This window comes from Mycobacterium sp. BK086 (assembly GCA_004362315.1).
Lineage (GTDB): Bacteria > Actinomycetota > Actinomycetes > Mycobacteriales > Mycobacteriaceae > Mycobacterium.
On the sequence record SNWL01000008.1, the window covers coordinates 429,746 to 445,500 of the forward strand.

Consider the following 15,755-nt stretch of genomic DNA (forward strand, 5'->3'; position numbering starts at 1 on the left):
GCCTAGCAAATTGATCAAAAGTGATCTTGCTCTGAGGGGAGAGGCATCATGATCACCACCGCAAAGTCTCGTTCGACGGTTGCCGGCGTTCTGGTCGCGGGTGCGGCAGCCACCGGTGTTCTGGCGGCAGCGGCGTTGGGCTCGGCCCCGACGGCGAACGCGAGCTGCGCCTCGTTCTTCGGCCTGGGCAACAGCGCCGACTGCAGCAGCACGCCGCTGAGCATCGCCATCGCGTTGGGCAGTGGAGCGACGGCTCACGCCAGCGGGCTGCTGGGCGGCGCCTTCGCCGTCGGCACCAACTCGGCGGCGACCACCGGTGACGCGTTCACCGTCGCCACCGCGCTTGGGGATGGCTCGGTCGCCACCGCCAACGGATTGTTCGGTATCGCAACACAACTCGGGCCGAATGGCACTGCGATCACTCAGGGTTCAGGCTTGATCACCAACCCTGGGTTCAACATCGCGCTGAACGTCACACCGCTCAACTCGGCGGCGAACGGCAGCACTGTCACGGCCGGCGGTCCCGGTGCGGCCGGGAACATCGCCCTCAATCTCTTCGGCAGGGCAACCGCGGCCGACAGCATGAACGTCACCTCCCACGGGTTGCTCAACATCGCCACGAACTGGGGCGGCCACGACAACGTCATCGAGGCCGGTGATGCCGCGACGAGCTCGTTGCTCAACCTGACCACGAATCTCTTTGGCAGTAATACCAACGTCACGGCCGAAGGCGGCATCTTCAACTGGGCCACGAACCTCCTCGGCGACAACAACTCGGTCGCTACCAATGGCAGCCTGGTGAACACCGCGAGCAACCTCTTCGGCAGCAATAACACCGTCACCACAACGGGCGGCTACTACAACTGGGCCCGCAACATTCTCGGCAATGGCAACACCGTCACGATCACTGGCGGCTACGCGAACGCGGTCCGAAACCTGTTCGGCGGCGGCAATACCGTGACGATAACGGGCGGTGCCTATGGAAGCACCGCGCAGAACTGGTTCGGCACCAACAACGCCGTGACCGTCGTCAGCGGTATCTATAGCTCAGCCAGCAACTTCTTGGGTGGCAACGGCAACACGCTCTCGTCGACGACCGGGTACGAGAACTCGGTGGTGAACCTGATCGGCAGTAACAACACGCTGAGTGCCGGTGGCGCAGGGAGCAACTGGAACCTCGCCCTCAATGCCCTGAGTAGCAACAACGCTGTGTCCGCAGGCGGTGCCGGCGGCAACTTCACCGCCGGGTTCAACGTTCTCGGCGGCACCAACACCGTGAGCGCGGGCCCGGGACCGCTTGCGTTGGCGGGCACGATCATCACGAACGGTCAGACGGTCACCAAGGCCGGCCCCGGCATCGCGATCAACAACTTCCGCATCGGTGGGGCGCAGGCGACGGCAGGCTCGAGCAGCAAGGCGCCGTCGTCGAAGTCCGGTGATACGGGCAAGAAGTCGGCGAAGGCCGGGACCGGTGGGAGCAAGCGGGCTAAGTAGTAGGCGCCAGCCCTCCTAGCCCATCGGCTCCATGTCTCCAGGCATCGACCCCACATCGCAGCGAGCCTTGAAGTCGGCGGCGGGCTGCCGCACGGCCTTGATCTGATCCCGGACATCGGGGTTCGCCTGCAGGTAATTGGAGACCGCGGTGCGCATGTCCTCCCGCGACATCCCCTTGAGACCGGTGAAGAACGCGTTCACGTCGGGGTGGGTGAAGAGGTAGACCGACATGCCGGCGTTGACACCGGACAGGACTTGAGTGAGGTCGCCGGCCGTGCAGCTCAGCGGTTCGTCGGCGGCGGCGGTGGCGGTGCTGCCGAGGAGGGTTGCACCCGCGATGATGCTGGCGCCGATCAGGTTTCGGAACGACATTCGACTGCTCCTAACGAGGAAGGATGGACAGGGCGACCTAGTTACGCGGGCCGGGCCGTGGCGGTCGGATGGGCGGGCGAGGCGGCGGATTCGGCCGAGGATTGAGATCGATATCGACGCCCCACATGTCGTCGCAATACCAGGGATCCGAGCAGTAGCCCGGATAGACGGGTCCGGCACTCGGCGGGGTCGGCCCACCACCACGTACCTCACCCTGCGCGCACACGGTGGCGTAGCCGGCACTGTCGCAATCCGCGACCGCAGGCGTCGCGGTCAAGAGACTCGCTGGAACCAATGTGACGATGGCTCCGAGCGCAATGTGCCAGTGAGTTTTTCGCACAGCAACCCCCGATCGGGACATCTCCGTTGTCAAGACCCGAACCTACTATTTGTGCAGCCTAGTACCGGTTTCGCCAAAGAGCGCCATTTGGCTGGCAAGTATTTTCAGTTGAATTCATCATCGCCGGGCTCGGTGTCCAGCACCTCACGGTTGAAGATCATCATCGCGCCGAAGTACAGCGCGCCGACGACGATCAGTCCGAGCGAGATCAGGCTGGGCACTCGGGCTTCGCTGGGGGACACCAACGTGAAGATCGCGAACGCCACCCAGATGAGTGCGGCGTAGGCGACCGGCAGCTCGAAGCGGCCGAGGCTGAATCCGCCTTCCTTGGTTCCCAGGCGTTTGCGCACACAGAGGTAGAGCACCACGATCCCGCCGTAGAGCAGGGCCGGCAGGATCGTCGACCCGACGATCAGTTGCAGCAATGCGTTACCGGGTAGCGCGACCATCAGGACGACCCCGATCGCCAGGATCAAAATCGTTGCCCACACAGGTGTCTGGGTGCGCGGGCTGACCTTGCGGATCAGCGTGTGGGCGGGAAAGCGTGAGTCGCGCGCCATGGCGAAGGCCTGCCGCGAGCAGGCGGCCGTCATGACCATGCCGGCACCGAACATCGCAAAGACGATGCCCGTCAACAGAACTCGCTCCATCACCGGGCCGAGTTGATCGCGAATGATCGTCGCTACCGGCGAACCGCTGGCGGTCACCTCGCCGACGTCTTTGATCGCCAGCGTGAGGATGAGGACGAAGAGGAATCCGAGCACCGACGAGGCCACCACCGAGGAGACGATGGCGCGCGGGACGCTGCGGAACGGATCCTTGGCCTCTTCAGCGAGATTGGCCGCGGAGTCGAAGCCGACGAGCGTGACGAGGCCCATGAGCATCGACGCCATCAGTGGCCCGCCGATCGCGAAGTAGTTCGGCGCATCGGCGGCAGCGCCGCGGGAGACGAGGTTGTCGGCGGTGCCGGTCCCGGAGAACACCATGACCGCACCGAGGCCGATGATCAGCGCCACCAGGATCGCCAGCTCGAGTCCCACGGTGGCGGACGTGACCCTGCCGAGAAGCTTGGTCGACGCGATGACGAGCACGGCCTCAGTGAGCATGAGCGCCAACGTGATCAGACGTGCGACGTTTTCGTCGGGCGCCATCCCGAGCAGGGGCATGAGGGCCTGGCTGGCCAGTGCGTTGTTCATCGCCACCACGCCGATGGCCAAGAACCAGAACGTCAGCCACCCGAAGAACCAGCCGACTTTGGGGTTCGCCAGCCGCGAGGCCCATTGATAGGACGAGCCGGTGAGCGCGATCCTGGCGGCGAACTGCGCGACCACCAGCGCGACGAGGGTCTGGCCGATCGCGACGACGATCCACAGCCAGATCCCCGCCGGCCCCGAATAATTGAGCAGGATGCTGTAGGACGCGAAGACGGCGACGAGCACCGAGATGAACGCGAACGAGATCGCGAACAACTGAAATCCACCGAGGGTGCGTTTGAGTTCGGGTTGGTACCCGGAGTGCCGGAGTTCTTCCTCGATGGCTTCGGTCATCTGGGTACCGATCCTTCCTGACAGTCAGCGGAACAACGATAGGGGAGAAGGGACGACTCGCAACGCGGTTTGAGCAGCATCCACACCGCCAATGCCGAGGCCAGCAACAGGGCAGAGCCGATGCCTGCGGCGACGACCAGTCCGGTGGTGAAAGCGCTTCGGGCAGCGGTCAACAACGCCTCGGCCTGGTCGGCGCCGAGCATCTCGGCGGCCTGATGGGCGGCCGACAGCGATTGCCGCGCGTGCGCGCCCACCTCGTCGCGGATACCCGCCGGGATCGTCAGCCCGCGATACACGGCGGCAACAAGACTTCCGAGCAGCGCGATGCCCAAGGCCATGCCCAACTCGTAGGCGGTCTCGGAGATCCCGGCCGCGGCACCGGCGCGTTCAGGCGCGACGGTGGTGATGATGACGTCGTTGGCCACGGCGTAGGCCAGGCCCAGCCCGGCGCCGATGACGAACAGGGCGATGCCCAGTTGCGGGTACGTCGTCGCCGGGGTGACCAACGTCAGCGACGCCATCGCCGCACCGATCATCGTCAGCGCCGTCGCCAACACGGCACGCTGCGACCAATACCGCACCGCGACACCGGCCAGCACGCCGAACACCGTCGCTGCCACCGCGGCCGGCAGTTCGGCGATCCCGGCCTTCAGTGGGCCGTACCCGTCGACGAGCTGAAGGAACTGGGAGAGGAAGAAGATGACGCCCGAAAGGCCAAGGATCGACAGCATATTCGCGATCACGACACCCGAGAACCGGCGATTGGCGAACAGCCGCAGATCGATCAGCGGGTTGGGCGTGGTGAGCTGGCGGCGCACGAACAACGCCAGCGCCGCCGCACCCACCAGGGCCGCCACGACGATATCGGCGTGCAGTCCCTCGGCGGCGCCCTCCTTGGCGGCGTAGACCAGCCCGAGGATGCCGACCAGAGACAGTGCCACCCCGACCAGATCCCACGGTCCGGGTTGTGGGTTGTGCAGTTCCGGGAGCAACACGATGCCGCTCACCAGCAGCACGGCGATCACCGGAACGTTGATCAGGAAGACCGATCCCCACCAGAAGTGCTCGAGCAGCAGCCCGCCGATCACCGGGCCCAGCGCGGTGCCTGCTGAGAACACTGATGCCCAAATACCCACGGCCACAGCGCGTTCCCGGTCGTTGGGAAACAGGGCGCGGATCAGCGCGAGAGTCGAGGGCGCCAGCGCGGCACCGGTGACGCCGAGCAGGGCGCGCGCGGCGATCAGCAGACCAGCGGTCGGGGCGTAGGCGGTCGCCAGCGAGGCGAGTGCGAAAGCGATTGCGCTACCGAGCAATAACTTCTTGTGACCGATGCGATCCCCGAGGCTGCCCATCGTGACCAGAAGACCCGCCAGCACGAAGGAGTAGATGTCGCCGATCCAGAGGGTCTGGGTGTTGGTGGCGTCCAGCTCCCTGCCGATGATCGGGGTGGCGACGGCCAGCGCGGTGCCGTCCACCCCGATGAGGAGCACTCCCAGGGTGAGCGGAGCCAGGGCCAGCCAACGATGCTTCATGCGGCTTAGACGTGGCAGAAGACGTCGACGTAGGCGGTGGCGAAGGCGTCGCGCTGTTGGCTGCCGTGGTGCTCGTGGCGGTCCTGGTGCACCGAGATCACGGAGCACTTCTCCAGCGGCACGCTGTCGTCCTTGTTGACGACGACGTGGATGCCCTGTTCGCGCAACTGGGTGACGGTGTCGCTGGCGGTGACAGTGCCGCCGTCGGTCTCGGGGGTCTCGGCGGCGGCGTGTCCGGCCAGCCCGATGGCGAGGGTGGCGAGGACCGGGGCGGCCAGGGTGGTCAGTGCGAGCTTGGCGGTGATGGTCATGCTGATCAAGTTATGGCGCGCAGGCACCCCACAACATCGGGAGAAAGGTGCGTTTGTGCAGGCAGGCTATGGTGCAAATGATGTAGACGCGGCCCTGACCTTGTTCTCGTGGGCCCAGGCCGCGGCGGCGGTGCGCGAGGAGACGCCGAGCTTGACGTAGATGTTCGCCAGGTGCCGGCCGACGGTCTTTTCGCTGATGAACAGCTGTTTGGACACGTCGCGGTTGGAGGCGCCGGCGGCGACGCCGGCCAGGACTTCGAGCTCGCGCTTGGTCAGGCCGCCGGGGGCGTCGTCCTGGGGTGCTTCGGCTCGTACCGCGCCGAGCTGTTGGTAGATGGCTGCCGCATTGGCCGCCTCGCTGGCCGCGCCCTGGGGGTCGCCGATGGCGTGGCGGGCCTGGGCCATCCACTCGTAGACCTGCGCCATCTCATAGCGGCACTGAGTGTTGCGGTAGCGCTTGAGAGCGTCTTGCAGGACGGGCAGGGCATCTTCGGACTTGCCCTGCTGGACGAGGACGGCGCCGCGGGCGTGGCGCGCCCAGGCGCGGAAGCCGGGGGAGTCGAATCTCTCTGCGCCGCTTTCCAATTCGGTGCAGTAGCGGTCGGCCTCGTCGGTCTTGGTGCGGGCCAGGGCGATCTCGACGGCGGCGGGCAGCAGTCGTGTGCGGTTGATTTCGTCCTGCTCGGCGTCCATGCGCATGCGCAGATCGGTGGCGGCGGCGTCGTGCTCGCCGAGGTGGCAGCGCAGCAGCGCCTCACCGGGCTGGGGGTCTTTGTTGTGCTCTTTGGCCTTCGCGAAGGCTTCCTTGGCGCCGTCGACGTCCCCCTTGCGGCGGCGGAGCTCGCCGAGCTCGTAGTAGCCCTTCCCGGCGGTGCCGGGGAAGTCGCCGAGCGCGGCGATCGCGTTGGTGAGCCGCTGCTCGACTTCGGCGAAGGTCTGGGTGGCGCTGTGCAGGTCCATCTTGTGGACCTCGCAGGTGGTGCCGTACCAGGAGGAGGTGACCTGCGGGCCTTTGCGCCAGACCTCCATGGCCTCGAACCAGGACTTCATGCGGGCAAGGTCGGCCAGTCGGTGGCATTCGTGGATGACGGCGCAGTAGATGTCGCCGGCCCAGTCGACGGGGACCTGGTCGGCGAGGACGGGCATCATCGCCTCGTCGAGCTGGGCGAAGGCTTCGGTGGTGCGGGCGAACGGGAGCATGGTGACGCCGCTGGCCGTCGAGCAGAGGGCGTTGAAGCCGGGGTCGTTGAGTCTGGATGTGACTTCTTCGAGCTGGTGGGCCAGGTCGGCGGCGACGTCGTTGCGGGCTTCATCGATGGCGACCAGGGAGTCGACGTAGAGAAGGTAGGCCAGGATCCGGTCGTCGGGCTGCTTGTCGTGCAGACGGCGGGCGCGGTTGATCCAGACGCGAGTGATGGTGAGGTCGCCGCCGTTGAACCACTGCAGGGCGACCTCGACGGCCTTCATGGCGGCGCCGGGGATGTCGTTGGCGGCGTTGAGGCGGTTAAAGGCCTGCTCAGAGAGCTGCATGGAGTGCCGGCCGTGGCCCAGGCGCCAGGCGGCCAGGCCGAAGGAGGACAGGTCGTCGGTGGTGAGATCGACGGTTCCCTGGGCTGCGGTGAACTGGTCGTAGGCGGAACGCCAGTCGCCATTGGCGTACGCGTCGCGTGCGGCGGTGAGGTGATCGTCAGCAGCCATGGGAATCGGGGCTAACGGTAGTCGAGGTGGCGGCGATGTAATGGCTGAACAGTGCGGGTCGGAGTGGGTTTTCGTGGCGGCTGCAAAGTCTCGTGCTGCAGGTTTACAGGTTGTCGGCATACTGTTGACAGCCGTCGACTGTTGGTAAAGGGGTTGTTCATGCGCGCTGGGCTTGTCGCCGTGGTGGTGTGCGGTCTTGCTGTGGGGATGGCCCCGGCGGCTCATGCCTCCGACGATCTGCTGAGCGGCACGTTCACCGTGAAGGGCCCCAACGAGGTGATCGACACCTGGAGCATCTCGAACCTGTGCAACGTGATCGAGCCCGGGTGTCTGGCCAACGTGACGTCACCGCTGATCGAGGGGAAAGCGGTCTATCAAGGCATGCACACCTGGATGATGCGGATCACCGGTCAGGTGCCGGTGTGCCCGGACAGGTCTAAGACCAAGGGCGCGATGGTCTTCACCTGGAACTCGCAGACCTTGCAGGGCCAGGTGATGGAGATCCAGCAGGGCAACTGCCAGATGACCCGGCCGGGGCAGACGCAGATGCCGATTACGTTGGTGCCGGCTTAAGGGGTTGGCCTTTGACTCGCTAGCGAAGTTGCGCTCGTTCGCACGACGGTCGCTTTGGCGGCTGGGCGACACCACGCCGTCAACCGGCGGTTCTAAAGTGACCCTCCGGCTCACGGTGGTGACAAAGTCTTCGCCGTGGCAGAGCGACGACTTGGAACCGGCGCGCGGCCTGTCAAAACACGACCGACGCGCGTCTGTGAGGCCCTAGTCGGATCAGTCTTCGCGCGAGTCACGCAACTTGCGTCCGCCTCCGTGGTTAAGGTCCGGAGCGAAACTAGAAAGTTCTCGGCCCGACGCGGAGGAGATGCGCGCGTGCGATTGACCGCCGATAAGGTCGTGACTTGGACCCTACCTTCCGCCTTGAGTGGAGTGACAACCGAGAAGGTCTACTTTGGCCCCGATCCGCACGGGCTCGGTGGATTTCAGGTCGCGGTTGCCGCCACGGAATCCGCACCGTCTAAGCAACTTCTTCGCGACCTCTTCGTCGCACGCAAGGGCAAGACCCAGATCCAACTCGTAGTGGCGGTCTTGCATGGCGGCAGAGCTCACTTATTCGGGCCCGACCCGCAAGCGCACGCACTAGACCTTCCTGTTGAACAGGCGGCGCGCCAGCTTCAGTCGATTCTTTCGGAGGCCGACGTCTTCGCCGCCACCCAACGTTGTTCCGGCTTCCGCAAGTCGAATGACTCGACGGGCGTTTCGGGCTTCACAAACAACGGGTTGTTCGCGACGCATCACATTCTCCACAACGTTCCGAGTCGCATCGATTGGGAAGACATGCGAAAGGCGGCTACCCCGCTACTCGACTTGCGCCGTAAGCAGTTGATCGAGACGCTTGGCTTCAAGACGAAAGCAGGTCCAAATGGGACACTCCTGCTAGCGATAGATGGCCAGGCGCCGCGTGCCGTCGCAATCTTGCTTGACGATGCGGAACAGTTCGACGCTACGACTGAACGATTTCAGCTGTCACCCGTAGCATTCGGACTTGCAGTTGCCGCGCGCGCGGAACTTCCGTGGCTGGTGGTCCTGAGGAAGGACCAAATTCGCCTCTACCCGGGCCGTGATGGAGTGGGGGTCGGATCGAAGGGGCAAGCGGAAACCTATTTTGAAGTTGATCTCTCCACCGTCGACATCGACCACGCCGGGCTGCTGCCGCTGGTTTTCTCAGCCGACGCGCTGAAAGCCGGCGGAAGCGCTGACCAATTACTACGTGACAGCGCGCGGTATGCCAGCGAGTTAGGTGCGCGTCTCCGTGAGCGGATCTACGACGAAATCGTTCCGCCTGTCGCCGTAGAGGTGGCGAGGCGCCTGGCGGCGAGCACAGGATTGTCGTTTGACGCCGAAGGTCTTGCTACCGCCTATCGCGTCACGCTTCGGATTCTCTTTCGTCTGCTTTTCCAGGCGTACGCGGAGGACCGCGGGTTGCTGCCATCCGGTCGCAACGATGGCTTCGACGCGAACAGTCTCAAAACGAATGCTCGGCGTCTCCTCACGACACAAGCTGCAGACTACGGAGAGGCGGCGACCATCTGGTTTGACCTCGTTCAAGTATGGAATGCAATCGATCAGGGCAATCCGCAGTGGCAAATTCCGGCGTACGATGGCGGCCTTTTCTCGACTGATCCTGATCGATCACCGGAGGGCGCCTTGATCAAAGGGATCGAACTTCCGGACAGGGTGCTAGGCCCAGCGTTGAAGAGCCTCTTGATCGATGTCAACGATGACGGTGTCCTTGGCCCAGTGGATTTCCGCTCTCTTAGTGTTCGTGAGTTCGGCACGATTTACGAGGGCCTGCTGGAAAGCTCTCTCTCGGTAGCGGAGCAAGACCTCACAGTCGACGAGAACGGCACCTGGGTCCTTGCGACCCACGGCGAGGTCGTCGTACACGCAGGCTCGGTGTATTTCCATACTGCGTCCGGCGAACGAAAAGCCACCGGCTCGTACTTCACGCCGAAAGTCGTCGTAGACCACCTGATCGAGCGGTCTATCGTGCCAGCGCTCTCCGCTCACCTACAGAAGATTGCCGGCCACCTTGCTCAAGGCCACGGTGCAACTGCATCACGCGAGTTCTTCGATTTTCGAGTTGCCGACCTTGCGATGGGTTCTGGCCATTTCCTCGTGGCCGCAGTCGACAAGATCGAAGCACTGATGCGCACGTTCCTCACCGAACACACAGTCCCCGGAGTCACCGAAGAGCTGTTGCGGTTGGCCGGGGTCGCCAGACAGGCTCTGGGTTCTGACGATGTCGCCAAGAGTGAAGTCGACGATGTAGGCCTATTGCGCCGGCAGGTTGCGCGACGTTGCATCTACGGACTCGACATAAACCCTATGGCCGTCGAACTCGCCCGTCTCGCGTTGTGGATTCATACGTTTGTCCCCGGCCTCCCGATGAGCAATCTCGACCATGGGCTTGTTCACGGAAATAGCCTGACCGGCATTGCAACGATCGACGAGGCACTCGACGCGTTGCAGCCAGGCCGGCGGCCGGGTGAACTGAGCCTATTCGATTCGATCCTTACCGACCAGTTGGTCTCAGCCAAGACGCTTCTTATCGACATCGCGAATGCGAGTGAAGCCAACAAATCCGAGATCGAAGAAGGAGCCAGGCTTCTGAGCCAAGCGCGCGAAGCTGCCGACACCGCCCGACAGATCTTCGACGCCGCCGTGGCGACACGGATGGGACTGCTCGCTCCAAACGCGGTAGTGGACGAGCCTTCGCTCTTACGCATGCTGGCTCGCCCAGAGTTGATAGAAGCTGAGCAACAATTGCTTCCAGCGCATCTGCCGTTTCTCTTCCCCGAGGTTTTTCTGCGAGAGTCGCCGGGATTTGACGCCATCATCGGAAATCCGCCGTGGGACAAGGTTCGCTGGGAAGCTGCCCCGTTTTGGGCAAGAGTCAGTCCTGGACTAATCGCACTGCCTGATACGCAACGTGATGTGCGGATTGCTGAACTGCGCAGCGAGCGCCCTGTGGAAGCTGCTCGCGAGGCGGCCGAGATGGTTGAACGTCAACGCTTGCAGGAGTACTTCAAAAAGGCCTTCACTTTGCGGGGAGGCACTCACCTCGAACTCGCGCAGTTGATGCTGGAGCGCGCCCTAAAATCGGTGCGTCCTACCGGTGGTTTGGGTCTCGTACTTCCACGACAATCGCTTGTACTACCCGGGTGGAAATCGCTGCGCGCGGAGCTTTTCGATCACCATAGTGTCGCCCTGGTGCAAGCGCTAAACGCGCGCGGCTGGCTCTTTGATGGTTTAGACGGACGATATTCAGTGGTGCTGCTCGCTGCGGTGCCCGCATCGGACGAACCTGTTAGCGTCGCGGTTGTCACCTCGCCAGCCGAGCTTCGGGAAATGGAGTCGGATGCGATGATCAAATTGAGTAAGGAGGAATTGTCGACACTCACAGACTCTATGGTCGTGCCGTGGTTTGACAGTGCAGACGACAGGCTCGTGTTCGACAAGATCCGCGAGTTCCCGCGCTTGTCCGCTGGCGGTTCTTGGGTCGAGGGGACGCATGATGCGCGGTGGGATTTTCGCGGTTCGGGTCCTGATCATAGTCTCGCAGACTCGACGGAGAATCGCGGCAATTGGCAGGTCATGATGACTCGCCACGTGGACGCATTTTCGATCCGCAACACCCCCGCTAAGCAATTTTTAAATAACTTCCAAGGCCTCGCTGCGAAGCGTCGGGGCATAGTTTTTAGTGGGGGGGACGCCCCGTCTTTTGCACCTGAGCATCCGGTAGTAATCTTCCGGCATCCCAGCACTAGAGACAACACCCGAACACTAATTGCTGCCGCTCTACCAAATGAGGGGTACTTGTACAACAAGGGCTACGTGCACGCCATTTCCCTTGTGCCGGGTACATCTCCAACAGCATTGATGGCGCTCATCGGTCTGCTAAATACCAACACCCAAGATTGGTGGGCTCGACGGTTTGTCGATCGTCACGTTACCGCGCCGGTCATTAATAATCTTCCACTACCCAATCTGACTGCAGACGAAATTTTCGGGATGGCCGGGCGGTCGGCCGTGCTTCTTAGGAATAACGGTTACACAAAGTTGGGGCCGGGTATCGACGTAGTGGAGTTCGCGAACTCCTCACAATTTGCGGCGCAGGACCGGGACGACCTGCTCGCGGGATTGGAAGCAACAGTTGCCCGGGGATATGGCCTGTCTCTAGATGACCTCGCGATTATCCGGCGAAATTTCAATGCAGAAGGTTTCCCCGATTCAGTTTTCCGGCTTGCATGCAACCTGCTCGTAGCAGGTGGGAAGGCAGCCTCGTGACCCAACTACCCGATTTTGCAACGAATCACCCACCAAGCGAGGCTGGCGCCACCGTCGCCGCTAAGGTCAACGAATTGTTTCGGCTTCTGCGAGCCAACAAAGTGACCGCGCCGCCGATTGCGATCGCCACGGCATACATCAACCCTGGTGGATTTGCGCTCCTCGCTGACGAATTGGAGGCAGCTCCGAGAATCCGACTACTGCTAGGAGCCGAGCCCGAAGCTGACTCTATTCGAGCGATTACGTCTGGTGACTCCGATCAAGACGTTCGACGTGATGCTGCGATGCGACAACACCAATCTTGGCTCGAGGCCGAACGGGACACGATGGGTTTCGCACGGGTGCCTACAACCGAGGCGAAGCGGATGGTGCAGTGGCTACGTAGCGTTGACAACGACGGACGAGCAAAGGTCGAAGTACGTCGTTACTCAGGGGGTTTCCTTCACGGCAAGGCGTATATCGTCGAGGACGGGGCAGCGCAGGCCGCCATCGCCGGCTCGTCAAACATGACGTATGCAGGATTGGCTCGCAATGCCGAACTCAACCTGGGCACAGGCGGTGGCACAAGCGCGGCGTCGAAAGTCCGTGAGTGGTTCGACCACTTTTGGGAGATCAGCGACGATTATGACCTCGCGGGGCTGTATGGGCGCTTGTGGGAAGCGCACACACCGTGGTCCATCTTCTTGCGGATGCTTTGGGAGCTCTATGGAGAGCACCTCGAAGCCGACGAGAATCCCAATGTTCGAACAGGGTTGCACCTCACGCGCTTCCAGGCTGACGGGGTAGCCCGAATGGAGCGGCTGCTGAACGAGCATGGAGGCGTGCTTGTCGCTGACGAGGTTGGTCTCGGGAAGACATTCCTCGCCGGCGAGGTGATATATCGCACGGCGAACATCAATCGGCAGCGGGTGCTCATCGTCGCTCCAGCGGCGCTAAAGACATCGATGTGGGAGCCGTTTCTAGAAGCCCACGATTTCAGTCGGTGGGTGAAGGTCTATTCCTACGAGGAAGTGCGCAACCGTTTGGATGTTGATAAGGGATCGATCGATGCTTTCCTACGAGAGGTCGAGGACTATTCGCTTGTAGTGATCGATGAGGCGCACAATTTGCGCAATTCCGGCGCTCAACGTTCCGGTGCGGTCGACCGCGTGATCACTGCCGGAAGCCCAAAGAAGGTCGTGCTATTGACGGCAACGCCGGTCAATAACTCGCTCATCGATCTCGAAACTCTCGTCAAGTATTTCATTCGTGATGACGCCCGCTTCGCGTCGTTGGGAATCCCGAGCATCCGCAGCTACATTCAACGCGCGCAAGCGATCGATCCGACGAATTTGACACCTGAGCACTTATTCGATCTTATGGACCAGGTCGCAGTACGCCGGACGCGAAAGTTTGTAAAAGAACACTACGCGAACGATCTCATCATCGGCCCCGACGGCAAGACGATGACGATAAAGTTCCCCCAGCCAAGCGTGCGGCGAATCGACTACAGTCTCGATAATGATGGGCTGACGCTGATAGATGCCATGGTCTATGCACTTGATGATCCAACTGATCCGCACGCTCCCCACGCATGGCACGACCGTAGCCGCGATCCTGAGCGGCTCATGCTGGCGCGCTATCTGTCAAGCATGTACACAATCGACCATGACCTTCAGGAATATCAAATCACCAACGCTGGTCTATTGCGGTCCGGGCTACTCAAACGGCTGGAGTCAAGTCCGCATGCGTTGCATGCATCGCTTGAGAAAATGATTGTCTCCCATTCAGCATTTCTCGAAGCTCTGGGCAAGGGCTACGTCCTCAAAGGTGAAGCTCTAAGTGAGTGGGTCTCTTCGGATTCTGACGATCTCGAAGCCTTTGTCACCGCTTTTGACCAAGACGACCAGATTGAATCGGTTGGCGGCTATCACCTGGCCGAGCTCGAGGCCGACGTCGAATCCGACATCGCCCTATTGTGTCGGCTGCGCGATCTGGCAGCGGTTGTTGTCGGCGGAATCGAACCTAAGGTGAAGACGCTTATCGAAGAGTTAACCGCTATAGCTGCTGATGCGCAGCGGGTTGACCCACGTGGTTTGTCACAGGCGGACCGTCGGAAGGTCATCGTCTTTTCTGCTTTCACAGATACGATCATCCCGATTCACGAAGCCGTGCTTGCGGCTATCGACAACGCACCGGCAGATTCTCCGTTGGCTGATTACCGAGGTCGTGTTGCCCCTCCAATTATGGGCTCGTACGCGAGGGCGCATGAGCGGGGCGCGAGCGGAGGTGTCGATCAAGGCGGCCGCGCATCCACCATTGCCGGGTTCGCACCTCAGACAGCAGGACCACGCAATGCTCAGGGGCAACCCACGGCCAAGGATGAATTTGACATCCTCTTCAGCACTGATGTGCTCGCCGAGGGTGTCAATCTGCAGCAGGCAGGCCAAATGATCAACTACGACTTGCCGTGGAATCCCATGCGGATTGTTCAGCGTCATGGTCGAGTCGACCGAATTGGGTCCAAGCATGACTACGTCCACCTGGGCTTATTCTTTCCTGCGGCCCGCCTAGATGCGCTGCTGGAGCTGGAGTCGCGGCTGGAGGCGAAGCTAGCATTGGCTGATGCAGCGGTGGGCGCAGGCGAAGTGCTTCCCGGACGTGGGCCGGGCCAGGAAGTGAATCTGGCCGACGACGAAGTCATTGAAGATTTTGAGAAGTTGCTGGACACAGGCGGGTCTAGCGCATCTCTCTCTGGAGAGGAATACCGGCGCCGATTGTTCGGCGCATTCAACATGGAGCCGCTTCTCAAATCCGAGGCCCTGAGCCTCCCGTACGGATCGGGTAGTGGTTTCGTCAACCCTGCCGTGCAAGGAAACGGTTACGTTTTCTGTTTGAAGATCGGGATCAGTGCCAAGCCATGGTTCCGCTATGTACCTGCCACCGATGACTGGATGGTCAGGCACAACGATGATGGAACGCCGATCGTCTCGCCTGACACCTTGATATCGCTTCGGGTCGCTGACCCACAGGACGCTGTTGCCGAGAGATGGCTGCCGCCCGAGGTCTACGACAAAGCTTTCGACGCCTGGGAAGTCGCACGCAACGATTGCTATCGGGCTTGGAAAGAACTGACGGATCCCAACGCCTTTCAGCCCGACCTACCGCTATCGTTCCGGGACGCATCCGCATTGGTGATTCATAGGGGCGGCTATCTGGGAAGAGAGGTTCAGATCGAGCTGGCAAGCCGCCTTCGTACCGTTCCGTCTTCAAAAGTGTCTCGCCAAGTGCGGGGAGCTCTTAACAACGGTCGTACCGATGAGGAACGCATCAAACTGGTCGCTGAGGTGCTCGACGAGGCAGGTATTACACCGCCGCCCGTCCGCGAGCCGTTGCCCGATATCGAAGCCCATGAGGTTCGATTGGTTGCTTGGCTCGCGGTGCAGGGGACGCGTGGGCTTCAATAGGACAGACGTTCCGTGAACGCACGTTCGTGTCGATGAATCCGCCCACAAGGGACATCGGCGCACACATCGCGGGAGTTATGTGGTTCGTCGAGGACGTTTCACGCGAGTGATTCTGATGGCCAAGCAGTCTCAGCGGCTGACTGTAATTCGCC

Annotated in this window: 10 protein-coding genes; 4 read left to right on the plus strand and 6 right to left on the minus strand. The window is 62.0% G+C overall.

The genetic code is table 11. The features are described from left to right. The first annotated feature begins 48 nt into the window (after positions 1 to 48). A complete protein-coding gene (locus EV580_RS28515; RefSeq protein WP_133695720.1) occupies positions 49 to 1,494 on the plus strand; it encodes a beta strand repeat-containing protein in 1,446 nt (481 codons plus the stop codon). A 15-nt stretch (positions 1,495 to 1,509) separates the two neighbouring features. Here the strand turns inward: EV580_RS28515 and EV580_RS28520 are convergent, their stop codons facing one another. The 6 genes from EV580_RS28520 to EV580_RS34360 form a co-directional block, all read right to left on the minus strand. Further along, positions 1,510 to 1,866, minus strand: a complete 357-nt coding sequence (locus EV580_RS28520; RefSeq protein WP_133695721.1) for a heme-binding protein — start codon at positions 1,864 to 1,866, stop codon at positions 1,510 to 1,512. Between the two features lie 37 nt (positions 1,867 to 1,903). Further along, positions 1,904 to 2,143, minus strand: coding sequence for a hypothetical protein (locus tag EV580_RS28525; RefSeq protein WP_353619864.1), 240 nt, complete (start codon positions 2,141 to 2,143; stop codon positions 1,904 to 1,906). Between the two features lie 167 nt (positions 2,144 to 2,310). Next, the gene (locus EV580_RS28530) at positions 2,311 to 3,753 is read right to left on the minus strand and encodes an amino acid permease (protein WP_133695723.1); all 1,443 of its coding nucleotides are present in this window, start codon (positions 3,751 to 3,753) and stop codon (positions 2,311 to 2,313) included. Beyond that, the gene (locus tag EV580_RS28535) at positions 3,750 to 5,285 is read right to left on the minus strand and encodes an MFS transporter (RefSeq protein ID WP_133695725.1); all 1,536 of its coding nucleotides are present in this window, start codon (positions 5,283 to 5,285) and stop codon (positions 3,750 to 3,752) included. Before EV580_RS28535 ends, EV580_RS28530 begins: the two co-directional genes overlap by 4 nt. Before the next feature lie 5 nt (positions 5,286 to 5,290). After that, positions 5,291 to 5,596, minus strand: a complete 306-nt coding sequence (locus tag EV580_RS28540) for a hypothetical protein (protein WP_286171897.1) — start codon at positions 5,594 to 5,596, stop codon at positions 5,291 to 5,293. Positions 5,597 to 5,662: 66 nt separating this feature from the next. Then, a complete protein-coding gene (locus tag EV580_RS34360) occupies positions 5,663 to 7,294 on the minus strand; it encodes a helix-turn-helix transcriptional regulator (protein ID WP_133695726.1) in 1,632 nt (543 codons plus the stop codon). Positions 7,295 to 7,453: 159 nt separating this feature from the next. Between EV580_RS34360 and EV580_RS28550 the strand changes: the two genes are divergently transcribed. From EV580_RS28550 to EV580_RS28560, 3 genes are all read left to right on the plus strand, one after another. Then, on the plus strand, positions 7,454 to 7,867 hold the full coding sequence (locus tag EV580_RS28550) for a hypothetical protein (protein ID WP_133695728.1): 414 nt from the start codon (positions 7,454 to 7,456) through the stop codon (positions 7,865 to 7,867). 312 nt (positions 7,868 to 8,179) lie between these two features. Then, positions 8,180 to 12,157, plus strand: coding sequence for an Eco57I restriction-modification methylase domain-containing protein (locus EV580_RS34130; RefSeq protein WP_208114671.1), 3,978 nt, complete (start codon positions 8,180 to 8,182; stop codon positions 12,155 to 12,157). Beyond that, the gene (locus EV580_RS28560; protein ID WP_133695729.1) at positions 12,154 to 15,603 is read left to right on the plus strand and encodes an SNF2-related protein; all 3,450 of its coding nucleotides are present in this window, start codon (positions 12,154 to 12,156) and stop codon (positions 15,601 to 15,603) included. Before EV580_RS34130 ends, EV580_RS28560 begins: the two co-directional genes overlap by 4 nt. The last annotated feature ends 152 nt before the right edge of the window (positions 15,604 to 15,755 follow it).